Here is a 21,776-nt window from a genome sequence, read left to right on the forward strand (position 1 = left end):
GAGTCTCGGTGCTGTGGGCGTTGCTGCGCGACCATCGGATATTCACCCCCGCTCCACCGGTCGCGCTCCCGGCTTGACAACTTCATTGAGACTCCTTCAGTCGGAATTACCGTAACCGGGAGTACGGATTATCTGCAACACCCGGTCACAGCTACAACCGGCGTAAGTTCGGTGCCGACGCTCTACTCAGGTGAGGAGATCCGGTGAGCCGACTCAGCGGCAAAGTGGCACTGATCAGCGGCGCGGCCCGCGGCATGGGCGCGGCCCACGCCAGGGCGGTGGTGGCCGAGGGCGGGCAGGTGGTGCTCGGCGACATCCTGGACGAGCCGGGCGCGGCGCTGGCCGACGAGCTCGGCGACGCTGCGGCCTACGTCCCACTCGACGTCCGCGACCCGGAGGCGTGGAGCGCCGCGGTGCGCACCGCGGAGGAGCGGTTCGGCGGGCTGCACGTGCTGGTCAACAATGCCGGAATCGCGAACGGGAACCTGCTCCCCGATTTCGAGCTCAGCGAGTGGCAGAAGATCATCGACATCAACCTGACCGGCACCTTCCTCGGCATGCGCGCCTCGGTGCCGCTGCTGAATAAGTCCGGCGGCGGGTCGATCGTGAACATCTCGTCGGTGGAGGGGATGCGCGGCAGCGCGGGGCTGCACGGGTACGTGGCGACCAAGTTCGCGGTGCGCGGGCTCACCAAGTCGGCGGCGCTGGAGCTGGCGCCGCAGGGCATTCGAGTGAACTCGGTGCACCCGGGGCTCATCCGCACGCCGATGACCGAGGGGATCCCGGAGGACTTCCTGCAGATCCCGCTCGGCCGCGGCGCGAATCCGGAGGAGGTGTCGGCGCTGGTGGTCTTCCTGGCCTCGGACGAGTCGTCGTACTCGACCGGCGCGGAATTCGTGGTGGACGGCGGGCTCACCGTCGGGGTGCCGCACAAGTCCTGACTCAGCCCAGCAGCAGCCCGGCGCCGAGCGCCAGCATGATCAGCGCGATGGCGGCGTCCAGCACCCGCCAGGCGCCGGGCCGGGCGAAGAGCGGGCCGAGCAGCCTGGCGCCGTAGCCGAGCGCGACGAACCACAGCACGCTGGCGAGCATGGCGCCCGCACCGAGGTACCACTTGTCCGCACCGGCGTGCGTCGAGGCGAAGGAGCCGAGCAGGACGACGGTGTCCAGGTAGACGTGCGGATTGAGCCAGGTCAGGGCGAGCGTCGTCGCGACGGCCGCGCCCAGCGCCGGCCCGGAGCGGCGCGACGTCGTCCGGCCCGGCGCGGAGTCGACCGGCCGAGTGGCCGGTTGATCTGCCCCGGCCCGGCGCGGGCGGCCCCGGTCCGCGGCCGCGCGATCGTCGATGGCCCGCGGTGCGGTGTCGCCCGCCGCCCCCACCCGCACCAGCTCGGTGTCCGTGCGCTCCGATTCGGGATCGGCGGCGGGCACCAACCCCGCCGGGCTCCACGCCCGCCGCAGCGCCAGCACCGCGTACCCGAACAGGAACAGCGCCCCGGCCCACCGCGCCACCACCAGCACCTCGGGCACCGAGCGCACCACCGCCCCGAACCCCGCGATCCCGGCCGCGATGAGCAGCACATCCGAGACCGCGCACACCGCGACCACCGCACCCACATGGGTGCGCGCGATCCCCAGCCGGAGCACATGGGCGTTCTGCGCGCCGATCGCCACGATGAGCGTGAGTCCGAAGCCGAAACCGGTGAGGGCGGAGGAGAGAGTCGAGGTCACCCAGCCAAACTAGGAACCCCCGGATCACCAGTCCACCTGAAGATTTTCACGCACCATTAGAATCGCTGAACATGGATCTGCAGCTCGACCAGCTGCGCGCCCTGAGCGCGGCGGTCACCGAGGGCACCTTCGACGCGGCGGCACGCAGCCTGCACATCACCCCGTCGGCGCTCAGCCAGCGCATCAAGGCACTGGAGGACGCCGCGGGCCGCATCCTGGTCCAGCGGGTGAAACCGGTGCGCCCCACCGAATCCGGCGCCGCTGTCCTGCGGCTGGCCAGGCAGCTGGAGCTCCTCGTCGGCGAGACCGCCCGCGAACTCGACGCCGAATCCGGCCCGGTGCGGCTCCCGTTCGCCGTGAACGCCGACTCGCTGGACACCTGGGTCATGCCCGCCCTCGCCCGCACCCCGCCGGGGCTGAGCTTCGAGATCCACCGCGAGGACGAGGAGCACACCACCGCGCTGCTCCGCGACGGCACGGTGGTCGCCGCGATCACCGCCACCCGCAGGGCGGTGCAGGGCTGCAAGGTCCGCCCGCTCGGCGTCATGCGTTACCGCCCCATGGCCGCCCCGGAGTTCGCCGCGACCTGGTTCCCGGACGGCGCCGACGCCGAATCGCTCGCCACCGCCCCGGTGGTGAACTTCGACCGCAAGGACAACCTGCAGGAGGCGTACCTGCGCAGGCGCACCCGGCGCCCGGTCACGGCGCCGCGGCACTTCGTCCCGACCCCGCACGCCTACGTCGCGGCCATCCGGCTCGGCCTCGGCTGGGGCATGGTCGCCGAGCCGCAGCTCACCGCGGCCCCCGAGCTCGCGCGGATCGACGGCGACGCCACCGTCGACGTGCCGCTGTACTGGCAGCAGTGGAAGGTGGAGTCACCGGCGCTGGAGGCACTGGCCGCCGCCATCGCCATCGCGGCGGCCGGCACCCTCCGTCCGGCGGGCCCCTGAGCTCGGAGCCCGCCCTCCGCAGGTCAGCGCATGAGTTTGCGCGCGAGCCTGCTCCCGAAACCGACCCGGATGGTGCGGTCCAGCGTCTGCACCATCTGATCGGCGTACGGGTACCAGATGCTCTCCTTCTTCGGCTGCCAGCGGTCGATCAGCACCGGCTGCGCGTGCGTGAACCCGCGCAGCGCGTCGATGCCGTTGACCTGCCCGAGCCCGCTGTCCTTGCGCCCGCCGAACGGCGCCTCCGGCACCCCGTAGATGACCGAGGCGTCGTTGTGCACCACCGACCCGGTGTGCAGCCTGCGTGCCAGCCGCACTGCCTTCTCCCGGTCGCGGGTGAAGACGCTGCCGCTCAGGCCGTAGGCGCAGTCGTTGGCGAGCCGGACGGCCTCGTCCTCGTCGGCGACCCGCATGATCGAGACGATCGGCCCGAACGTCTCCTCGCGCATGAGTTCCATGTCGTGCGTGACGTCGACGACGACGGTGGGCTGGAAGTACACCCCGTTCGCGGTGTCCTGCTCGCCGCCGAGCAGCACGGTGGCGCCCTTGTCCCTGGCGTCCTGCACGTGCTTGGTGACGATGTCGAGCTGGCGGTCCCAGAACAGCGGGCCGACGTCCTTGCCCGCGCCGTAGGTCACCGCCGCGGCCTTCTCCCGCACCTTGGCCACGAACTCGTCGGCCACGCTCTCCACCACGTAGATCCGCTCGACGCCGACGCACACCTGCCCGCTGTTGAACATCGACAGGTACACCGCCCCGGCCGAGGCCCGCTCCAGGTCGGCGTCGGCGCAGACGATCATGGCGTCCTTGCCGCCGAGCTCGAGCGTGCACGGGATCAGCCGCTCGGCGCAGGCCGCCGCGATCCGCTTGCCGGTCGGCACGCTCCCGGTGAACGAGACCTTGTCGATATCGCCGTTGACCAGGGCGGCGCCGGTCTCGCCGTCGCCGTGCAGCACCTGCAGCACGTCCGCGGGGACGCCCGCCTCGTGCAGCACCTTGACCGCCCACTCGCCGGAGTGCGGGGTGACCTCGGAGGGCTTGAGCAGCACCGCGTTCCCGGCGAGCAGCGCCTGCGCGACCGGGTTGATCGAGAGCACGAACGGCCCGTTCCACGGGGTGATCACGCCGACGACGCCGAGCGGCCGGTAGCTCACCCGCAGCTTCTTCAGCGGCGCCAGGTACCCGTGCAGCCTGCGCTTCTCGTCGGCCAGGTCCTTGACCGCGCGGCCGCTCCAGTAGTTCAGGAAGTCGCAGGAGGGCAGGATCTCCACCGCGAGCGCCTCGACCAGCGGCTTGCCGGTCTCCCCGCGCACGGTGGCGGCGATCTCGGCGCGCCGGTCGACCAGCACCTGCACCGCGCGCCGGATGATCGCGGCGCGCTCCTTCAGCGGGCGCTCGGCCCAGCCGGGCTGGGCGGCGCGGGCCTTCGCGATCGCGGCGGTCACCTCCTCCGGCGTGCGCACCACGATCTCGCCGACATCCGCCCCGTCCGCGGGCGAGCGCAGGCCGAGCCTGCGATGCCCGTCGGCGGTGGGCGTCAGCGTTTCGACGATGGCCATGCGATCTCCTCACACCGAATGGTGGAACAGGTTCTAATTATGCTCGAGCTTACGACACCGGCGCACACCTGTACACCTGTCCGAGCAGACCGAACCGCCTTGATTCAATCAGTTGATTGACAACGTCGCGGCCCCGGTCCACGATCGGGGGGCGATCCCTACCGAGGAGGTTCCGTGCCGAGCGAACCCGCCGAATCCGGCCTCACCGCGCCGTACAGCGTCGAATTCCCGTTCACCCGCACGGTCGGCCCCACGCTCGGCGTCTTCTTCGGCGGGCTGCGCGAGGCGCGGCTCTTCGGCGCCCGCACCGATCGCGGCACCGTGCTCTGCCCACCGCTGGAGATCGACCCCGAGACCGCACGCCCCACCGGCGAACTCGTTCCACTTCCCGACGTCGGCACGGTCATCGGCTGGACCGGTGTGCCGAGCCGGGAGGGCGACGAGCTCGGCCCCGGCCACTTCGCCTGGGCGCTGGTCCGGATCGACGGCACCGAGGGCGCCTTCTTCCACGCGGTCGACGTCGGCGGCGAGCTGGACCGGATCACGCCGGGGCTGCGGGTCAGGGTGCGCTGGCGCGCGGAGCGGGAGGGGAGCATCCGCGACATCGTCTGCTTCGAGCCACTGGAGGAATCGTGACCATGCCCGCCCCGGTGACCACCTTCACCAGCCCGTTCAAGATGGACTACACCTACGTGGCGGGCGGCGGGCGCTCGCTCTTCCTGCGCGGCCTCGCGCGGCGCGAGCTGCTGGCCCGGCGCTGCCCCGGCTGCGCGCAGGTGTACCTGCCGCCGCCGGAGTTCTGCTCGCGCTGCCTCACCGAGCTCTCCGCGCCGTTCCCGCTCGCGGGCACCGGCACCGTGCGCACCTTCTGCGTGGTGAACTTCCCGTTCCCCGGGCAGAAGTTCGACCCGCCGTACGCGGTCGCGCAGATCCAGGTGCACGGCGCCGACACCAGGCTCATGCACCTGGTGCGCGAGATCGACGCGGGCGCACTGGAGATCGGCATGGAGGTCGAGCCGGTGTGGGCCGATGACGCCGAGCTGACGCACTCGCTGGACAGCATCCGCTACTTCCGGCCGATTCGGAGCGCCGGGGAGTCACACTCGCGCAGCCACTCGCCGGCGCGACCGGGTGCGGGTGTCCCGCAGAACACCGGGGGTGCGCATGCGTGACGTCGCGGTGGTGGCGTACGAGCGGTCACCGGGGAAGGCGGCCGACCGCGAGGTCGACATGGCCGAGATCCTGCTCCCGGTCATGCGCCGCGCGCTGGAGTCGGCCGGGATCACCCGCGACCGGGTGGACTTCTGGGCCTCCGGCAGCCACGACTTCTTCGAGGGCCGCACCTTCGCCTACATCGACTCGCTGGACGCGGTCGGCGCCTGGCCCCCGATCTCCGAATCGCACGTCGAGATGGACGCCGCCTGGGCGCTGCACGAGGCGTGGACCTGGCTGCAGCTCGGCGAGGGCGAGATCGCGGTGGTGTACGGCATCGGCCGCGCCGCGCTCCCCAGCGACCTGGACCAGGTCATGGCCGCCCAGCTCGACCCCTACTTCCTCGCTCCCCTGCGCCCGCACCGGGACGCCGCCGCCGGGCTGCAGGCCGCCGCGCTGCTCGCCGCGGGCGCGCTGGACGAGAAACAGCTGGCCGAGGTGGTGGCGCGCAGCTTGGCCGCCGCCGTCGGCGAGCCGGGTGCGCAGGTCAGCGGGGTGGTGACGGTCGAGGAGCTGTTGGCAGCGCCGTACGTCGCCAGCCCGCTGCGGGCGCACGACTGCGGCCCCGCGGGCGACGCGGCCGCCGTGCTCGTGCTCGCCGCCGGTGCCACCGCGCGGGCGCTCGCGGAGCATCCGGCCTGGCTGCGCGGCATCGACCACCGGATGGACACGCACTACCTCGGCGCACGGGATCTCACGAGGTGCGACACCGTGATCCGCGCCGCCGCACGAGCCGCGGAGTTCGCCGGGTTCGGCGCCGCCGAGGTCGATATCGCCGAGCTGCACACCGAGTACAGCTACCAGGAGCCGTTCCTCGCGGCCGCGCTCGGCCTCGGCGCGACCCCGATCAACCCGGGCGGCGGCCCGCTCACCGGCCGCCCCGCCACCGCCACCGGGCTCATCCGGATCGGCGAGGCGGCCGCGCACATCCTGCGCGGCCGGGCCGGGCGCACGCTGGCGCACGCCACCAACGGCCCTGCGCTGCAACAGAACATGATCTGCCTGCTGGAGGGCCGATGAGCGACACTCGGCGTACGCCCGCCCATCGGCCCGACCGGGTGCGGGTGTCCCGCATGACACTGGAGGGCCGATGAGAACCGCGGTGGTCGGGATCGGGCAGAGTAAGCAGGCCAAGCGGCGCGAGGTCACCATCGGGGCCATGGTCCGCGAGTCGGTGGACGCGGCGCTCGCCGACGCCAGGCTGGAGTTCGCCGACATCGACGCGGTGGTGCTCTCCAAGACCCCCGACCTCTTCGACGGCGTGATGAACCCCGAGCTCTACCTCGCCGACGCCATTGGCGCCCGCGGCCTTCCGGTGACCAGGGTCTTCACCGGCGGCAGCGTCGGCGGGCACGCCGCCATCTACGGCGCGCACCTGGTGCAGGCCGGGCTGGCGCGGCGGGTGCTGGTGGTCGCCTACTCCAAGGAGTCCGAGGGCGACTTCACCTGGGCGCTCTCCCGCGGCCTCCCGTTCAGCGCGCACCTCGGCGCGGGCGCGGGCGCGCACTTCGCCCCGATCATCCGCGAGTACATCCGCCGCTCGCGGGCGCCGGAGCACATCGGCTGGCAGGTCGCGGTGAACCACCGGCTGAACGCCACCCGCAACCCGTACGCGCACATCCAGCGCCCGGACATCACCGTCGAGGAGGTGCGCGCATCGCGCATGCTCTGGGACCCCATCCGCTACCTGGAGTCCTGCCCCTCCTCGGACGGCTCCTGCGCCGTCGTGGTCACCGGCGAGGACGACACCGGCGGCGGCGCCAACCCGCCCGCCTGGATCCACGGCATGTCCTGGCGCACCGAGACCGGCCACTTCGCGGGCCGCGACGAGGTGAACCCCGAGGCGGGGCGCCAGTGCGCCGCCGACGCCTACCGCCAGGCCGGGATCACGAACCCCGCCGCCGAGATCGACACCGCCGAGCTGTACATCCCGTACAGCTGGTACGAGCCCATGTGGCTGGAGAACCTCGGCCTCGCCGAGGTCGGCCGCGGCTGGGAGCTCGTCGACGACGGCAGCACCGCGTTCGGCGGCAGCCTCCCGGTGAACCCCTCCGGCGGCGTGCTCTCCGGCAACCCCACCGGCGCCACCGGGCTGCTCCGCTTCGCCGAGGCCGCGCTGCAGGTGCGCGGCACCGCGGGCGCGCACCAGGTGGACGGCGCGCGCCGCGCGGTCGGGCACGCCATGGGCGGCGCCTCCCAGTTCCACGCCCTGTGGGTCGTCGGCAGCGACCGGCCCTGATCCGAGGAGAACGCATGACCAACCGGGCCTACGTCATCGGCGTCGGGATGACGAAGTTCGAGAAGATCCAGAGCCGGGACTGGACCTACCCGCAGATGGTGGCCGAGGCGGTGCACGGCGCGCTCGGCGACGCGGGCATCGGCTACGACCGGGTGGAGCGGGCGGCGGTCGGTTACGTCTTCCAGCCCTCCACCGCGGGCCAGCGCGCGCTGTACGAGGTCGGGCTGACCGGTATTCCCGCGGTGAACGTCAACAACAACTGCGCCACCGGCACCTCCGCGCTGCTGCTCGCCCAGGAGTGGGTGCGGTTCGGCGCCGCCGACGTGGCGCTGGCGGTCGGCTTCGAGCAGATGACCAGGGAGGCCATGGCCGGGTCAGGGGCGCGGCCCGCGGTCACCACCATCGACCGGCACCTGGCGGCGCTGAAGGCCGCGGCCGGGTTCGGCACGGCGCCGCTCACCACCCAGTTCTTCGGCGCCGCCGCCACCGAGCACATGCGCGCGCACGGCACCACCCGCGAGCAGCTCGCCGCCGTCGCGGTGAAGAACCACGAGCACTCGACGCGGAATCCCTACGCGCAGTTCCAGGATGCCTACACCGTCGAGCAGGTGCTGGCGGACAAGCCTGTGCACGACCCGCTCACCCGCTCGCAGTGCTCCCCCATGTCCGACGGCGCGGCCGCCGCGGTGGTCGCGAGCGAGCGGTTCGTCGACGAGCACGGGCTGGGCGGGCAGGCGGTGGAGATCGCGGCGCAGGCGATCGTCACCGACGACGCCGAATCCTTCGCGAGCGGGTCGATGATCGACGTGGTCGGCACGCACATGACGCGGCGGGCCGGGCGGCAGGTCTTCGCGGCGGCCGGGGTCGGGATCGAGGAGGTGGACGTGCTCGAGGTGCACGACTGCTTCTCCATCAACGAGCTGCTCACCTACGAGGGGCTCGGGATGTGCGCGCCCGGGGAGTCCGGGGCGCTGGTGGAATCCGGGGCGACCACGTACGGCGGGCGCTGGGTGGTGAACCCGTCCGGTGGGTTGATCTCCAAGGGGCACCCGCTCGGCGCCACCGGGCTGGCGCAGTGTGCCGAATTGTCCTGGCAGCTCAGGGGTCTCGCGGGCGAGCGGCAGGTGCCCGGCGCCCGAATCGGGCTGGCGCACAACCTCGGCCTCGGCGGGGCCTGCGCGGTGACGCTGTACCGGGGTCCGCAGGGATAGGGCTTCCCGCGGACCCCGACCCCTCACTTCCCGGGAATCGCGAACACTCCCCTGCCGGTGCCGAGCGGCAGATCCGCCGTGGTCCGAATGCCCGGCTCCGCCGCGACCACGTCCGGGATCGCGTTCACGATCCGCCCCGCCGCCGCCACGATGGCGGCGTGGTTGTGGTCACCGAGCTCGCTGGTCGGGCAGATGTCCACCGTGTACGACGGCTCCCCGGTGATCTCCACCCGGTACGACCCGCCCTCCTGCGCGGGCCGCGCCCAGTCCGGCCGCAGGTCGTCGCGGAGCCGCGTCACGTGCTCCACCACGATCGCCGGGTGACCCTGCACCCGCCCGGTGATCTCGAAGCGCAGCGCCGCGACCCCGCCCTTCGGCACGTGCCCCGCCGCGATGTCGAACGCCTCCGGCGCCGGCTCCCGCTCGTAGCTCTCGGTGATCTCGTCCAGCTCGATTCCGAACCCGGCCGCCAGCTGCCGCAGCGTCGACCCCCATGCGATGGTGAGCACGCCGGGCAGCAGCAGCATCGGCACCTCGTCCAGCGGCTTGCCGAACCCCATGACGTCGAACATGACGGTCGCGCCGTCGTAGGTCGCGTAGTCCGCGATCTCCAGGCAGCGCACCTGCTCGATCCGCTGACAGGTGGAGGCCAGCGCGAACGGGATCAGGTCGTTGGCGAACCCGGGATCCACCCCGGTGACGAAGAAGCTGGCCCCGCCCTCGACCGCGGTCCTCTGCACCCGGTCGATCACCTTCTGCGGCAGCACCTGCCACGGGTACTGGAAGGAGACCGGCGCCGAGCCGACCACGTTCACCCCGGCGGCCAGGAACTTCAGGCAGTCGTCGAGCGCCTCGGTCGGCCTGGTGTCGCCCATGGCGCAGTAGACCGCGCACTCGGGCTCCAGCGCGAGCAGCGCGTCCAGGTCGTCGACCGCGGTGATACCGGTGACGACGTCGAGCCCGGCCAGCTCCCCGGCGTCCCTGCCCACCTTGTCCGGCGTGGAGACCGCGAGCCCGACGAGCTCGAAGCGCGGATCGGTGACGAGCTGGCGCAGCGCCAGCGCGCCGACGTTGCCGGTGGCGATGTGGACGACGCGGACGGGCATGTGGGGCCTCCCTCGGCCGGACGGTGCCGAGCACCTGTCTGGAAATCTGTCTGGAACCTGTTCCAGATCCTATGGTAACGTCGCCCCATGGGACGCGTTGACGGCAAAGTTGCACTCATCACCGGCGGGGCCAGGGGCATGGGCGCCGCGCACGCCAGGCTGCTGGTCGCCGAGGGCGCGCAGGTCGTCATCGGCGACATCCTGGACGACGAGGGCAAGGCGCTGGCCGAGGAGATCGGCCCGAACGCCCGCTACGTCCACCTCGACGTCACGCAGCCCGAGGAGTGGGAGGCGGCCGTCGCCGTCGCCGTGCAGGAGTTCGGCTCGCTGACCGTGCTGGTGAACAACGCGGGCATCGTGAACGGCGCGCCCGTGCACAAGTTCGACCTCGACCAGTGGCGGCGCATCCTGGACGTCAACCTGACCGGCACCTTCCTCGGCCTGCGCGCCGCCGTGCCCGCCATGAAGAAGGCGGGCACCGGCTCGATCATCAACGTGTCCTCCATCGAGGGGCTGCGCGGGGCGCCGTGGGCGCACGGCTACGTCGCCACCAAGTGGGGCGTGCGCGGCCTGGCCAAGTCGGCCGCGCTGGAGTTGGCGCCGCTCGGCATCCGGGTGAACTCGCTGCACCCGGGGCTGATCCGCACCCCGATGACCGAGAACATCCCGGACGACATGGTCACCATCCCGATGGGCCGCCCGGCCGCGCCGGAGGAGGTCGCGACCTTCGTGCTCTTCCTGGCCAGCGACGAGTCGTCGTACTCCACCGGCGCCGAGTTCGTGGTGGACGGCGGGCTCGTCGTCGGCGTACCGCACAAGACCTCGTAGCGATTCGAGCCGCGGGCCGGTGGCATGCGGTCTCGGGGCCGGTTGCCACACCGCGCTCGCCCCGGTCGAGCCGCGCACCGGTGAACACCGGGAGATCGCGCGGTACGGCCCTGGGACGCCGGTGGCGCTAGGGTCGATCCCGTGACTGCAGGTCGGGAAGCGGAGGACTCCGGCGCACCGCGCGCGAACCCCGCCCTGCCCACCGACCGCCGCCTGGTGGCCGCCGCCGAGCGGCTCTTCGCCGAGCGCGGCATCGACGCCGTCTCGCTGCGCGCGGTGATGGCGGCGGCGGGCGCCAACGTCGCCTCCGTGCACTACCACTTCGGCTCCAAGGACGCCCTGATCCAGGCCGTGATCCGGGCCCGCGGCGGCGAGATCTCGGTGCGCCGCGCCGAACTGCTGGACGCCGCCGAGGCGGGCGACCCGTCCGCCCGCGCGCTGGCCGAGGCCTTCGTCCGCCCGGTCGCCGAGGCCATGACGGCGGGCGGCGGCGACTGGGTCACCGTCGTCGCCGACGTGATCGCGATCAACCACGGCGCGCTCCGCCAGGTCACCGAGGAGTTCGCGGGCCAGGCCCGCCGCTTCACCGCGCTGCTCACCCGGCTGCACCCGGAGCTGCCGCCGCGCACCGTGCGCTTCCGCCTCACCCAGGCGATGACGATCACCTTCCAGACCCTCGGCGACCGGGACCGGCTGCGCGACATCCTCGCGCTCAGCGGCACCCGCCTCACCGCCGACGAGGTGCTGGCCGAGCTGCTCGACACCGTCACCGCGATCCTGGCGGGACCGCCGGACCGCTGAGCCGGGCGCGGCACCTCGCCGCGCCCGGAAATCACCGCCCGGCAGCATATTCCGCTCAGTTCACCTGGCGCGCCGTCTCGCCCCAGTACTGCGCCCGCAGCGCCTTCTTGTCCGGCTTGCCGAGCGGGCTGACCGGGATGCTCGCCGCGAAGTCCACCGACTTCGGCGTGTACACCGCCCCCTTGCGCTCCTTGACCAGCGCCTGCAGCTCCTCGACGGCGACCTGCTGCCCGTCGCGCAGCACGACGACCGCCTTGACCGCCTCGCCCCACTTGTCGTCCGGCACCCCGATCACCGCGGCGGCGCTAACCGCCGGGTGCGCGGAGAGCACGTCCTCCACCTCGCGCGGGTACACGTTGAAGCCGCCGGAGACGATCATGTCCTTCTTCCGGTCGACGATGTAGAGGAACCCCTCCGCGTCCTGCCGCGCGATATCGCCGGTGTGCAGCCAGCCGAACTGGGTCGCCTCCGCCGTCTGCTCCGGCTTGTTCAGGTACCCCTGCATGACCAGCGGCCCGCGCACGCAGACCTCGCCCGGCTCGCCGTCGGGGACCTGGTTGCCCTGGTCGTCGAGGAGCGCGACGTGCAGCCACGGCACCGGCTTGCCGCAGGAGGCCAGCCGCTCCGGCCGGTCCAGGTCGTGGTCCTCCTTGCGCAGCACCGAGATCGTCATCGGGCTCTCGGCCTGGCCGTAGAACTGGAAGAAGATCGGCCCGAACTTCCGGATGGCCTCGGCGAGCCGGGTCGGCGAGATCGCCGAGGCGCCGTAGAAGACCGTCTCCAGGCTGGACAGGTCATACTTGTCCAGCTCCGGGTAGTCGAGCAGCGCGTAGAGCATGGTCGGGACCAGCATGGTCGAGGTGATCCGGTACTTCTCGATCGCCGCGAGCACCGCCGCCGGGCTGAACCCCGGCAGCACCACGATCGACCCGCCCTGCAGGCTGGTCGGATTCCAGAACGCGCCGCCCGCGTGGCTCAGCGGCGTGCAGACCAGGAACCTGGTCTCGGCGGGCCACTGCCACTCCGCCATCTGGATGCGCAGCAGCGCCGCCGCCCCCCGGTAGCTGAGCATGACGCCCTTGGACTTGCCGGTGGTGCCGCCGGTGTAGGCCAGGCTGCCGGTGTCGTTCAGCGAGACGTCCGGCGCGGTCAGCGGCGCGGGCTCGAACCCGGCCGCGGTCGCGATCAGATCCGTCCCCGCCTGCGTCGGCCCGAGCGCGAGCAGGTTCTTCAGGCTCGGCACCGCCGCCGCCAGCTGCGCCGCCCGCTCCTCGTACTTGTCCGGGTCGTAGATCAGCGTCTCGATATCGCCGTCCTCCAGCGCGTACGCGTGATCCTCCAGCGACCCCATCGGGTGCAGCGAGACGAACCGCACCCCCACGACGCCGTTCGCGCCCTGCGTGAACAGCACCTCCGGCCGATTCGCCGAGAGCAGCGCCACCCGGCTGCCGACCCCGAGCCCGAGCGCGCGATACGCCTGCGCGAAGGTGCTGATCCGATCGCGCACCTCGCGATAGGTGAGCGTCTCGTCGCCGATGTGCACGGCCGTCCGATCGGCGTAGCGGTCCAGCGAGCGGATCAGCAGGTCGACCGGGAGCGGCTCCCGGTGCAGCGGATCGGGTTCCCGGCTCGGCGCAGGTGTGTTCATCGTGCCCCTCTCGGCGCGTTCTTCTCGGTTGCGCCGGACCACGGCCACGGCGCAACCCGGCCGGCGGACGGTCGAAACTATAACACGTTCTATTTCTGTGGTCAGCGGTATCCGATGAGGAATCCGCCGCAGCGGACGAGCACCGCGCCGGGGGCGGCGAGCGGGGAGGCATCGCAGCTCCGACGCTCCGATGGCACGGGCAAGGTGGGGCCGGGCCGCAGGTCGGTGCGGCTCCAGATCTCCAGCCCTACTCCGGCCTCCTCCTTGTTCACCCCGACCACCTCCGCGTCGAGCAGCACATGGCTGTACCGGCCGTAGCGGGCCGGTCCCGGCCGCACCTCGGCGGCTCCGATCACCTCGGTGCGACGGCCCGACATCGCGAGCAGGGCCTCGTGTTCGGTGGCGGAGATCAGCGCGACCGCCCCGGGAACCGGTAGCGGGGGCTCCGCGCCGCGCAACAGGTACGCGGAATCTCGCCAGCCGAGCAGGCTGTGGTTACCGGCACGGCCGACCTCGATCTCGATCGAGTCGAAGGAACGCAGGGGGAAGTACGCGGGCAGCACCTGACTGCGGATCTCCGCGCCGGTGCGCGGGTCCAGCGTGGTCAGCCGGACCTGCGCGGCGGCGCCGCAGCCGGTCACCCGATGGACCGCCGCGACGGCGGCGACAAAATGGGTCACCGAGCTCGCCGCGCACCCGTCGTGATCGGCGGCGGCGGACCAGAGGCGCGCACCGGTGCGCGGGTCGTACACCGTGATCCCGTCGGCCACCTCGGAGTCGTACCGTCCGTCGATCCGGGTCAGCAGGTTCGGGAGTTCCCGGTCGAGCCGCTCTCGCCCCGGTGAGCTCGATCCGGCGTCCCGGTCTCGGGTGAACTCCGATTCCCGCCACAACTCGGCCCCGGTCATGGCGTCGAGCGCGACCCAGCCCCGGCGCTGCCACGACACCAGCACCACACCGTCCACGAGGGTGCGCACCGACTGCTGCTCGACGCCGATCCCCTCCGGCACCCGATCGCGCCGGTAGTGCCAGAGCTCCGCCCCGGTCTCCCCGTGATAGGCGGTGACCCCGTCCGCTCGGACGACGACGAAACCGGCCCCGGCAACCGCGATATCGACATCCCCCTCCCATGCCTCCTCGAAGATCGGGATGCGATACCGCTCGCCCTGGATCGAGCCTGGGACGGCAGGCACCGCCCCGGCCTGCACGGTTCGGTGGTCCAGACTCCTGGAGTCGTCCGCGGCGCGCACCACCAGCCCGGCCGCGAACACCACAGCGACCAGCCCGACCACGGCCGGGAGCAGCAACCCTGCCGGCCGAGGTCTGCGTAGCTTCGTCGGCAGCGCCGCGGCGGGAAGCAACAGCGCCGAGCCCGCTACGACCAGAAAACACCCCGCCAGCACCGCCGGGACGCCCGCGCTGAGCGGCAGCGCCGCCCTGGCGTGCGCCACCGCCGCACCCGCGTGCCCGGCCGAGGCCAGCACCGGCAGCACGATCAGCCCGGCGAAGACACCGACCGGCACCAGGAAGCCCCACTCGCCGTAGTACCCGTCGCCCCGGCGCACCCGCCGGACCATGACCGCCGCCGCCACCAGCACCAGCACCCCGACCACCAGCGCGACGACCGCGAGCCGCTCCAGCAGCGCGTCGACCACGAGATCGGTGTAGGCGCCGAGCCAGTCCCTGCCGTCGATCCGATCCTCCGTGGGTTCCGGCGGCGCGACGAACCGGCCGAAGACCGCGAACCCCACCCCGCCTGCCACCAGAACCGCGCCCGCCACCGCCGCGAAAACCAACACCCCGTGTCCCCCTTCACCCTCTGCGGGCAGAGTACGACACGGAGGGCATCCAACCCCTCCCGGTCGGTTCACCAGATGTTTGCCGTGATTCCTGTAGGGCACACTTCGGCACCACTGTCGACATTCGACGGATTCGTGAATTGGAAACAGAAATGTCGCGGAATCACCGCTGTGCCAATCGACCGCGAAGAATGCGCCACGCCCAGCTCAGGCAAGCCTGACCTTGCTGTTCATCCGCGCGGAACCGTCCTAGGATCGGCAACGGAATCCCCGTGGGACAGCCCTCCCGCGGGCCCCGACAGCACGGAGGAATTCATGACCACGATGGAAATGCCTCACGTCAGCGAATGTACGGTGAGCGATTGCTCGTACAACCACGACGGCTGCCACGCCTTCGCGATCAATGTCGCGGGCGAGAACGGCTCCGCCGACTGCACCACCTTCATCCCGCTCTCCACCCGCGGCGGCCTGGAGCGCGTCACCTCCATGGTCGGCGCCTGCCAGCGCGCCGACTGCAGGCACAACCAGAACCTGGAGTGCAGCGCGCCGGACATCCGGGTCGGCATCGGCTCGGGTGACCACTCGGCCAACTGCCTCACCTACTCCCCCGCCTGACCCTCGCTCCCCCGACGGGCGGCCCTCACCTCGAGGCGCCGCCCGTTCGCGCGTCATCTCCAGAGTGAGCATCCGGGCACCGGGGAGATGCCCCCGTTGTCCGCGCTGATGGTGCCGTAGATCAGCAGGCTGCTGAGCAGGCACACCGGATTGCCGAGCCACCCGGCGGAACCGGTGTCCGCCGAAGCCACCGAGGACGTGCCGAGCACCAACCCCGCCGCCGCCACCGTCACGATCACACCCCGCAGGGAATTCTTCATGTCGCTTCTCCCACAGTCGAATATTGCTGTCGGGGAAGAACTTAGAAGAATCGACCAGCGCCGGCCTGCCCCCAATTCCGGTGCTCACCCAGGTGCAACGCAAAAAGCCCCACACCGCTTATGCTGGTGCGAGGCTTCCTACTGCTCCCCCATCTGGACTCGAACCAGAAACCTGCCGATTAACAGTCGGCTGCTCTGCCAATTGAGCTATAGGGGACTACCACAACCTTCCCGTCCGGGCCGGCCGAGAGGAAACTTTAGCGTATGCACCGACGCCGACCCAAATCGCGGTTCTAGCTGGGAACATGCCCGGATCGACAGGTGGGGCGGGGGTCGGGCAGGATGGTGGGGGCGGACAGGCGGATCGGGAGGAGCTCACAGGCATGCTGCGGTTGATCATCGGTGTCGCGGCCGGGTACGTGCTGGGTAGCAAGGCGGGTCGGGCGCGGTACGAGCAGATCTCCGCGGCTACGCGGGCGGTTGCCGGTAGTCCGGTGACGCGCAAGCTGGTGCTGGTGGGTCGGCAGCGGCTGTCGGATCGGCTGAGCACGCAGCAGAAGCTGGAGCCGATGGAGCCGCTGGACGAGCGCACCACGATCATGGTGCCGCACGACCAGCTGCGGCGCGGGGCGCGCTAACCGCTGGTGGCGAAGTCGCCGTGGTTGCCCATGGCCTGCGTGAGCAGGCTCTTGCGGTACTGCTCCAGCGCGACCAGGTCACCGAAGAGGGTCATGTAGTCCTGGTCGGTCGAGGAGACCCGCTGCAGCTTGGACTTGAGTTCGGCGATCTGCCTGCCGACCCAGGCCTCCTGGGCGCGGGCGAGCACGCCGGTGACGAAGCGCGGGATGTCGGCGTCGGTCTTGACCGGGAGCGGCTGGCCCGCGAGTTCGCTGATCAGGCCGCGCAGGGTGAGGTCGTCGGCGCGGTCGGCGACGGCGCTCACCCAGGCCGCGCCGTCCAGGCCAGCGGCGGTGCCGCCCGCCTCGGCGATCAGGGCGCGGACGGCGGCGAAGGTGGGGTGGGTGAAGACCTCGGGCTCCAGCGCGTCGAAGGCGACGCCTGCGATGCCGGGGTACTGCAGCGCGGCGGCGAGGGCCTGGCGCTGCGGGATGAGCGCGGGGTCGGCGAGCGGGCTCGGCTCCGGCCTGGGCGCGGGGGCGGCGGCGGTCGCGCCCGCCCTGCGGTGCTCGGTGCGCGGGCCGCGGCGGGCCTCCTCGCCGACGCGGCGGACGACTGTCTGGATGTCGTCCCAGCCGACCCAGCCCGCCAGCTTGGTCGCGTACGCCTTGCGCAGCGCGTTGTCCTTGATCCTGGCGACCACGGGGACGGCGCGACGCAGCGCCTCGACCTGGCCCTCGGCGGTGTCCAGGTCGTGCTCGGCGAGCAGGCCGCGGATGACGAACTCGTAGAGCGGGGTGCGGCGGGCCACCAGGTCGCGCAGCGCGGCGTCGCCCGCGTGCTGGCGCAGGTCGCAGGGGTCCTGGCCGTCGGGGGCGACGGCGATGTAGGTCTGGCCGGCGAGCTTCTGGTCGCCGGAGAAGGCCTTGACCGCGGCGGCCTGGCCAGCGGCGTCGCCGTCGAAGGTGTAGATGATCTCGCCGCGCCAGAAGTTGTCGTCCATGAGCAGCCTGCGCAGCACGGCGAGGTGCTCGTCGCCGAAGGCGGTGCCGCAGGAGGCGACCGCCGTCTTGACGCCGGCCAGGTGCATGGCCATGACGTCGGTGTAGCCCTCGACGACCACCGCCTGGTGGCCCTTGGCGATCTCGCGCTTGGCCAGGTCCAGCCCGAAGAGCACCTGGGACTTCTTGTACAGCAGGGTCTCCGGGGTGTTGACGTACTTGCCGGGCATGGTGTCGTCATCGAACAGCTTGCGCGCGCCGAAGCCGATGACGTCGCCGCCGAGATTGCGGATGGGCCAGAGCAGCCGCCGGTGGAACCGGTCGATCGGGCCGTGCCTGCCCTGCTTGGAAAGCCCCGCCGCCTCCAGCTCCTTGAACTCGAAGCCGCGGCTCAGCAGGTGCTTGCTGAGCGCGTCCCAGCCGCCGGGGGCGTAGCCGCAGCCGAACTGCCTGGCGGCGGTGGAGTCGAAGTTGCGTTCGGTGAGGTAGTTCCGCGCGGCCTCGGCCTCGGGCTGGTTCAGCTGCGCCTGGTAGAACTCGTGCGCGGCGGCATTCGCCGCGACCAGCCTGGCCCTGGTGCCGCGGTCGCGCTGCACCGAGGCGCCGCCGCCCTCGTAGTTGATCCGGTAGCCGAGCCGGTCGGCCATCTGCTCGACGGCCTCGACGAAGCCGATGTGTTCGATCTTCTGCAGGAAGGCGTAGACGTCGCCGCCCTCGCCGCAGCCGAAGCAGTGGAAGAGCCCGAGGTGCGGGCGCACGTGGAAGGACGGCGACTTCTCGTCGTGGAACGGGCAGAGCCCGCGCATGGACTGCGGCCCGGCGCTGCGCAGTGCGACGTACTCGCCCACCACGTCCTCGATCCGGACGCGTTCTCTGATCGCCGCGATATCGCGGTCGGGAAGTCGTCCGGCCACGGCTCGATTCTAGGTCAGCCGGGCAGTGCGGCGGCCACCCGCTCCAGCCTGCTCTCGGTGTAGGAGGCGATCTGGTCGACGACCACCCTGACCCGCGCGGTGTCGTCGTCGGCGGCCTTCCACCACGGCAGCAGCACCGGGTCCAGGTAGCGCGGCGCGGCGGCCAGCAGCGCGTTCGCGACGCCGACGATGACCTCGCGCTGCGCGGCCTGGCGCTTCTTGTGCTCCGGGTCGGACATGACGTAGCGCAGCGCGACGGTCTTGAGCACGGCGACCTCGGCGGCGACCACACGCGGCACCTCCAGGTCGGCGGCGTAGCGGGTGAGCGGCTGCTCCCCCGCGACCGTCCTGGTGGCGTCGACGGCGGCGGTGGTGAAGCGCCCGACCAGCTCGCTGGTCAGCCGCTTGAGCGCGACCGAGGCGCGGAAGGTGGCGTCGTAGCCGGTGGCGGCGGCGACCACCGGCAGCTCGGAGAGGCGCTGGGCGGCGGCGCAGAGCTCGTCGACCGAGAGGTCGCGGCTGTGCCCGAGGTCGGCGAGCGCGCGCTGCTCGGCGGGGTCGGCGAGCGCGCGCAGGTCGATCCGGCCCGCGAGCACGCCGTCCTCGACATCGTGCACCGAGTAGGCGACGTCGTCGGCCCAGTCCATGACCTGGCACTCCAGCGTCTGCCTGCGCTCGGGGGCGCCCGCGCGGACCCAGGCCAGCCGCTCGGCGTCGACGGCGTAGGCGCCGAACTTGCTGGCGGGGGCATCGCGGACCCACGGGTACTTGATGGCGGCGTCCAGGGCCGCCCTGGTGAGGTTGAGCCCGGCTGATTCGCCGTCGGGGGTGACCACCTTGGGCTCCAGCCGGGTGAGGATGCGCAGGTTCTGCGCATTGCCCTCGAAGCCGCCGTACGCCTCGGCGAAGATGTCGAGCGCGCGCTCCCCGTTGTGGCCGTAGGGCGGGTGGCCGATGTCGTGCGCGAGGCCCGCCAGGTCGGCGAGGTCGGGGTCGCAGCCGAGGCCGTCGGCGATGCCGCGGCCGATCTGCGCGACCTCCAGCGAGTGGGTGAGCCTGGTGCGCGGGGTGTCGCCCTCGCGGGGCCCCATGACCTGGGTCTTGTCGGCCAGCCTGCGCAGTGCGGCGGAGTGCAGCACCCGGGCCCGGTCGCGGGCGAACTCGGTGCGGTGCCCGGTGTCCCCGCCGCTCGGGCCGAGCCCGGCGGTCTTGGCGGGCTCGCGGACCAGGCGGGCGCGGTCGTGCTCGGTGTAGGTCATTGCCCGGCGTCGTATTCGAAGTCGGCGGAGAAGTGGGTGAGCTGGTACCAGAGCAGCGCGCCGGTCTCCCTGGCGATGCCGTGCGCCTGCGATTCGCGGGTGTAGACGGCGGGGCCGGTGCGGGTGGGCGCGGTCCAGGCCGCCAGCCCGGCGTCGCGCGCCATGGTGCGGGTGCGCAGCGAGTGCCAGGGATCGCTGACCAGCGCCGCGGACGACCAGCCGCGCTCGCGCATGGCGGCGGCGACCGCCTCGATGCTGCGCAGCGTGTCCGACCCGGTCTCCACGGCGAGGATCGCCTCCTCGGGCACGCCCTGGTCCATGAGGTAGTTCTTGCCGGACGCGGCCTCGGTGTAGAGGTCGCCCTCCTGCTTGCCGCCGACCGTGATCACCACCGGCGCCACCCCGGCCTTGTAGAGCCGGTCGGCCCGCTCCAGCCTGGCCTCGAAGACCGACGACGGGGTGCCCGAGTACTGCGCGGCGCCCAGCACCACGATGGCGTCCGCCGGGGTGTAGTCGTCGATCCGCGCCACCTGCCAGACCCGGAACGCGGTACCGCCGACCAGCACCATCGCCATGAGCAGCGCGCCGAGGACGAACCGCACGGTCCAGCGCCACAGCGCCGCGCCGAAGCCGCGGCGCGGTTCGCGCGCGGCGTGCGGCAGCGGGCGGGTCTGCAGCTGAGCGGGATTCACGGCTCAAGTCTGCCAGGTCGCGGCCACACGCACCTCGGGGTAGGTAGCCAACGACGAAGTGCGTACTTGTGGGGGTGCGCGGGGGTCGGGAGGATCGGTGGCGGCGCCGACCTGTTCCTTCCCCTTCCAGGAGTTCGCATGACCACCTCCGTGACCGTGCTCGGTCAGGGCGCGATGGGCCGGGCGCTGGCCGCCGCGCTGCTCGCCGCCGGGCACCCCACCACCGTCTGGAACCGCACGCCGGGGCGGCCGGTGCCCGCAGGCGCGCGGGAACTGCCGCTGCCCGAGGCGCTGCACAGCGATCTCGTGATCGTGTGCCTGCTCGACCACGGTTCGATCCACGAGACGCTGGACCCGTTCGCCGGGAAGCTCGCGGGCAGCGCCGTCGTCAACCTCACCAGCACCGAACCCGCGGCCGCCAGGGAGCTGGCCGCGTGGGCCGCCGGGCACGGCGCCGACTACCTGGACGGCGGCATCATGGCGACCCCGCCGATGATCGGCGAGCCCGGGTCATCGGTGCTGTACAGCGGGGCGCCCGCGGTGTTCGAGCGGTACCGGCCGGTGCTGGAGGTGTTCGGCGCGGCGGAGTACTTCGGCGCCGACCCCGGGCAGGCCGCGCTGGTCGACTTCGCGCTGCTCGCCGCGATGTCGGCCATGTTCGCCGGCTTCTACCACGGCGCCGCAATGGTCCGGGCGGGCGGCATCTCCGCCGCCGACTTCGGAACCCGCTGCGCCGCCTGGCTCTCCGCCATGGCGGGGTCGCTGCCCGAGGCGGGCGCGCTGATCGACACCGGCGACTACTCGGAGCCGGTCCAGTCGCTGACCTTCACCAAGGCGGCGCTGGACGCCATCGTCGGCGCCAGCCGGGAGGCCGGGGTCGACCTCGACATCATCGGCGCCGTGCGGAATCTCGCGGATCGGCAGATCGCGGCGGGGTTCGGCGGGCACAGCTCCGAGCGCATGTTCGAGAGCCTGCTGCCCTGATCAGCCCGGCTGCAGCCCGGTGGCGATCTGCACCACCACCTGCTGGTCGGTGACCTCCTGCACGGCGACGTTCAACCCCTCCGCCGCCTGCCCCTGCTCCCCCGCGGGCACCGTCACCTGCTGGCCCGCGATGTCGAGGGTGACCAGGTTGCCGTTCACGGCAACGAGTTTCGCGTCGACGCCGAGGATGCTGGCCGAGGCGGAGACGCCGCGCTGGAACGTCACCGTGCAGCCGGAGACATCGCAGTTCGTCGTCGACCCGGGGCCCTCCGCCGTGCAGGCGGCGGAGGTCACGGCGGTGAACGCGGCGAGGGCGAGCAGGAGACGGGCGGGCGAGCGACGCATGGGGGTC

At 72.0% G+C, this 21,776-nt stretch carries 22 protein-coding genes and 1 tRNA gene; 12 read left to right on the forward strand and 11 right to left on the reverse strand.

Going from position 1 to position 21,776, the window contains the following annotated elements:
• Positions 1 to 203 precede the first annotated feature (203 nt).
• The gene (locus ACFUUZ_RS08545; protein ID WP_378693942.1) at positions 204 to 941 is read left to right on the forward strand and encodes a glucose 1-dehydrogenase; all 738 of its coding nucleotides are present in this window, start codon (positions 204 to 206) and stop codon (positions 939 to 941) included.
• Between the two features lies 1 nt (position 942).
• On the opposite strand, the gene ACFUUZ_RS08550 is transcribed toward ACFUUZ_RS08545, so the two are convergent.
• Positions 943 to 1,731 carry a LysE family transporter gene (locus tag ACFUUZ_RS08550; RefSeq protein WP_378693944.1) on the reverse strand — a complete coding sequence of 263 codons (789 nt, stop codon included), beginning with the start codon at positions 1,729 to 1,731 and terminating at the stop codon, positions 943 to 945.
• Positions 1,732 to 1,802: 71 nt separating this feature from the next.
• Here ACFUUZ_RS08550 and ACFUUZ_RS08555 point away from each other — a divergent pair, with 71 nt between their 5' ends.
• Positions 1,803 to 2,681 carry a LysR family transcriptional regulator ArgP gene (locus tag ACFUUZ_RS08555; RefSeq protein ID WP_378693946.1) on the forward strand — a complete coding sequence of 293 codons (879 nt, stop codon included), beginning with the start codon at positions 1,803 to 1,805 and terminating at the stop codon, positions 2,679 to 2,681.
• 23 nt (positions 2,682 to 2,704) lie between these two features.
• On the opposite strand, the gene ACFUUZ_RS08560 is transcribed toward ACFUUZ_RS08555, so the two are convergent.
• Positions 2,705 to 4,237: an aldehyde dehydrogenase family protein gene (locus ACFUUZ_RS08560; protein WP_378693948.1), complete on the reverse strand. Its 1,533-nt coding sequence runs from the start codon at positions 4,235 to 4,237 to the stop codon at positions 2,705 to 2,707.
• A gap of 174 nt (positions 4,238 to 4,411) precedes the next feature.
• Between ACFUUZ_RS08560 and ACFUUZ_RS08565 the strand changes: the two genes are divergently transcribed.
• The 5 genes from ACFUUZ_RS08565 (at position 4,412) to ACFUUZ_RS08585 (ending at position 8,899) form a co-directional block, all read left to right on the forward strand.
• Positions 4,412 to 4,873 carry a Zn-ribbon domain-containing OB-fold protein gene (locus ACFUUZ_RS08565; protein ID WP_378693950.1) on the forward strand — a complete coding sequence of 154 codons (462 nt, stop codon included), beginning with the start codon at positions 4,412 to 4,414 and terminating at the stop codon, positions 4,871 to 4,873.
• Entirely contained in the window at positions 4,867 to 5,409 is a 543-nt protein-coding gene (locus tag ACFUUZ_RS08570) for a Zn-ribbon domain-containing OB-fold protein (RefSeq protein WP_378694133.1), read from the forward strand. The genes ACFUUZ_RS08565 and ACFUUZ_RS08570 overlap by 7 nt, the downstream gene beginning before the upstream one ends.
• Entirely contained in the window at positions 5,402 to 6,469 is a 1,068-nt protein-coding gene (locus ACFUUZ_RS08575) for a lipid-transfer protein (protein WP_378693952.1), read from the forward strand. The genes ACFUUZ_RS08570 and ACFUUZ_RS08575 overlap by 8 nt, the downstream gene beginning before the upstream one ends.
• A 70-nt stretch (positions 6,470 to 6,539) precedes the next feature.
• Complete coding sequence (locus ACFUUZ_RS08580; protein WP_378693954.1) at positions 6,540 to 7,688, forward strand: thiolase domain-containing protein; 1,149 nt, start codon at positions 6,540 to 6,542, stop codon at positions 7,686 to 7,688.
• 14 nt (positions 7,689 to 7,702) lie between these two features.
• On the forward strand, positions 7,703 to 8,899 hold the full coding sequence (locus ACFUUZ_RS08585; protein WP_378693956.1) for a beta-ketoacyl synthase N-terminal-like domain-containing protein: 1,197 nt from the start codon (positions 7,703 to 7,705) through the stop codon (positions 8,897 to 8,899).
• Between the two features lie 23 nt (positions 8,900 to 8,922).
• Here the strand turns inward: ACFUUZ_RS08585 and ACFUUZ_RS08590 are convergent, their stop codons facing one another.
• The gene (locus ACFUUZ_RS08590) at positions 8,923 to 10,005 is read right to left on the reverse strand and encodes a diacylglycerol kinase (protein ID WP_378693958.1); all 1,083 of its coding nucleotides are present in this window, start codon (positions 10,003 to 10,005) and stop codon (positions 8,923 to 8,925) included.
• Positions 10,006 to 10,092: 87 nt separating this feature from the next.
• Between ACFUUZ_RS08590 and ACFUUZ_RS08595 the strand changes: the two genes are divergently transcribed.
• Positions 10,093 to 10,833: a glucose 1-dehydrogenase gene (locus ACFUUZ_RS08595; RefSeq protein ID WP_378693960.1), complete on the forward strand. Its 741-nt coding sequence runs from the start codon at positions 10,093 to 10,095 to the stop codon at positions 10,831 to 10,833.
• Positions 10,834 to 10,974: 141 nt separating this feature from the next.
• Positions 10,975 to 11,634 (forward strand): TetR/AcrR family transcriptional regulator, encoded by a 660-nt coding sequence (locus ACFUUZ_RS08600; RefSeq protein ID WP_378693962.1) that lies wholly within the window; start codon positions 10,975 to 10,977, stop codon positions 11,632 to 11,634.
• Between the two features lie 55 nt (positions 11,635 to 11,689).
• On the opposite strand, the gene ACFUUZ_RS08605 is transcribed toward ACFUUZ_RS08600, so the two are convergent.
• Positions 11,690 to 13,282 carry an AMP-binding protein gene (locus ACFUUZ_RS08605; RefSeq protein WP_378693964.1) on the reverse strand — a complete coding sequence of 531 codons (1,593 nt, stop codon included), beginning with the start codon at positions 13,280 to 13,282 and terminating at the stop codon, positions 11,690 to 11,692.
• A gap of 101 nt (positions 13,283 to 13,383) precedes the next feature.
• Positions 13,384 to 15,081 (reverse strand): PQQ-binding-like beta-propeller repeat protein, encoded by a 1,698-nt coding sequence (locus ACFUUZ_RS08610; RefSeq protein WP_378693965.1) that lies wholly within the window; start codon positions 15,079 to 15,081, stop codon positions 13,384 to 13,386.
• Positions 15,082 to 15,396: 315 nt separating this feature from the next.
• Between ACFUUZ_RS08610 and ACFUUZ_RS08615 the strand changes: the two genes are divergently transcribed.
• Positions 15,397 to 15,696, forward strand: a complete 300-nt coding sequence (locus ACFUUZ_RS08615; protein WP_378693967.1) for a DUF1540 domain-containing protein — start codon at positions 15,397 to 15,399, stop codon at positions 15,694 to 15,696.
• A gap of 53 nt (positions 15,697 to 15,749) precedes the next feature.
• Here ACFUUZ_RS08615 and ACFUUZ_RS08620 read toward each other — a convergent pair whose 3' ends face one another.
• The gene (locus tag ACFUUZ_RS08620) at positions 15,750 to 15,956 is read right to left on the reverse strand and encodes a hypothetical protein (RefSeq protein ID WP_378693969.1); all 207 of its coding nucleotides are present in this window, start codon (positions 15,954 to 15,956) and stop codon (positions 15,750 to 15,752) included.
• Between the two features lie 144 nt (positions 15,957 to 16,100).
• A tRNA-Asn gene (locus ACFUUZ_RS08625) sits at positions 16,101 to 16,173 on the reverse strand.
• A 166-nt stretch (positions 16,174 to 16,339) separates the two neighbouring features.
• Between ACFUUZ_RS08625 and ACFUUZ_RS08630 the strand changes: the two genes are divergently transcribed.
• Complete coding sequence (locus ACFUUZ_RS08630; protein ID WP_067654740.1) at positions 16,340 to 16,594, forward strand: hypothetical protein; 255 nt, start codon at positions 16,340 to 16,342, stop codon at positions 16,592 to 16,594.
• Here the strand turns inward: ACFUUZ_RS08630 and dnaG are convergent.
• From dnaG to ACFUUZ_RS08645, 3 genes are read right to left on the reverse strand one after another with little or no spacing between them, the layout of a single operon-like run.
• Positions 16,591 to 18,489, reverse strand: coding sequence for a DNA primase (gene dnaG / locus ACFUUZ_RS08635; protein WP_378693972.1), 1,899 nt, complete (start codon positions 18,487 to 18,489; stop codon positions 16,591 to 16,593). The two genes, ACFUUZ_RS08630 and dnaG, sit on opposite strands and share 4 nt — an antisense overlap.
• A gap of 14 nt (positions 18,490 to 18,503) precedes the next feature.
• Positions 18,504 to 19,748, reverse strand: coding sequence for a deoxyguanosinetriphosphate triphosphohydrolase (locus tag ACFUUZ_RS08640; protein ID WP_378693974.1), 1,245 nt, complete (start codon positions 19,746 to 19,748; stop codon positions 18,504 to 18,506).
• Positions 19,745 to 20,323 (reverse strand): YdcF family protein, encoded by a 579-nt coding sequence (locus ACFUUZ_RS08645; protein WP_378694135.1) that lies wholly within the window; start codon positions 20,321 to 20,323, stop codon positions 19,745 to 19,747. The genes ACFUUZ_RS08640 and ACFUUZ_RS08645 overlap by 4 nt, the downstream gene beginning before the upstream one ends.
• A 255-nt stretch (positions 20,324 to 20,578) precedes the next feature.
• Between ACFUUZ_RS08645 and ACFUUZ_RS08650 the strand changes: the two genes are divergently transcribed.
• The gene (locus ACFUUZ_RS08650; RefSeq protein WP_378693976.1) at positions 20,579 to 21,424 is read left to right on the forward strand and encodes an NAD(P)-dependent oxidoreductase; all 846 of its coding nucleotides are present in this window, start codon (positions 20,579 to 20,581) and stop codon (positions 21,422 to 21,424) included.
• Here the strand turns inward: ACFUUZ_RS08650 and ACFUUZ_RS08655 are convergent, their stop codons facing one another.
• The gene (locus tag ACFUUZ_RS08655) at positions 21,425 to 21,769 is read right to left on the reverse strand and encodes a hypothetical protein (protein WP_378693978.1); all 345 of its coding nucleotides are present in this window, start codon (positions 21,767 to 21,769) and stop codon (positions 21,425 to 21,427) included.
• Between the last annotated feature and the right edge of the window lie 7 nt (positions 21,770 to 21,776).

The organism is Nocardia sp. NPDC057353 (assembly GCF_042667085.1).
In the GTDB taxonomy this organism is placed as follows: Bacteria; Actinomycetota; Actinomycetes; order Mycobacteriales; family Mycobacteriaceae; genus Nocardia.

Excerpts from the sequence above, each read along its gene's own strand:
- ACFUUZ_RS08560 (WP_378693948.1), bottom strand. The coding sequence starts at position 4,237 with ATGGCCATCGTCGAAACGCTGACGCCCACCGCCGACGGGCATCGCAGG.
- ACFUUZ_RS08615 (WP_378693967.1), top strand. The coding sequence starts at position 15,397 with ATGACCACGATGGAAATGCCTCACGTCAGCGAATGTACGGTGAGCGAT.
- ACFUUZ_RS08595 (WP_378693960.1), top strand. The coding sequence starts at position 10,093 with ATGGGACGCGTTGACGGCAAAGTTGCACTCATCACCGGCGGGGCCAGG.
- ACFUUZ_RS08645 (WP_378694135.1), bottom strand. The coding sequence starts at position 20,323 with ATGGCGATGGTGCTGGTCGGCGGTACCGCGTTCCGGGTCTGGCAGGTG.
- ACFUUZ_RS08630 (WP_067654740.1), top strand. The coding sequence starts at position 16,340 with ATGCTGCGGTTGATCATCGGTGTCGCGGCCGGGTACGTGCTGGGTAGC.
- ACFUUZ_RS08555 (WP_378693946.1), top strand. The coding sequence starts at position 1,803 with ATGGATCTGCAGCTCGACCAGCTGCGCGCCCTGAGCGCGGCGGTCACC.
- ACFUUZ_RS08640 (WP_378693974.1), bottom strand. The coding sequence starts at position 19,748 with ATGACCTACACCGAGCACGACCGCGCCCGCCTGGTCCGCGAGCCCGCC.
- ACFUUZ_RS08590 (WP_378693958.1), bottom strand. The coding sequence starts at position 10,005 with ATGCCCGTCCGCGTCGTCCACATCGCCACCGGCAACGTCGGCGCGCTG.
- ACFUUZ_RS08580 (WP_378693954.1), top strand. The coding sequence starts at position 6,540 with ATGAGAACCGCGGTGGTCGGGATCGGGCAGAGTAAGCAGGCCAAGCGG.
- ACFUUZ_RS08605 (WP_378693964.1), bottom strand. The coding sequence starts at position 13,282 with ATGAACACACCTGCGCCGAGCCGGGAACCCGATCCGCTGCACCGGGAG.
- ACFUUZ_RS08655 (WP_378693978.1), bottom strand. The coding sequence starts at position 21,769 with ATGCGTCGCTCGCCCGCCCGTCTCCTGCTCGCCCTCGCCGCGTTCACC.
- ACFUUZ_RS08585 (WP_378693956.1), top strand. The coding sequence starts at position 7,703 with ATGACCAACCGGGCCTACGTCATCGGCGTCGGGATGACGAAGTTCGAG.
- ACFUUZ_RS08650 (WP_378693976.1), top strand. The coding sequence starts at position 20,579 with ATGACCACCTCCGTGACCGTGCTCGGTCAGGGCGCGATGGGCCGGGCG.
- ACFUUZ_RS08575 (WP_378693952.1), top strand. The coding sequence starts at position 5,402 with ATGCGTGACGTCGCGGTGGTGGCGTACGAGCGGTCACCGGGGAAGGCG.
- ACFUUZ_RS08620 (WP_378693969.1), bottom strand. The coding sequence starts at position 15,956 with ATGAAGAATTCCCTGCGGGGTGTGATCGTGACGGTGGCGGCGGCGGGG.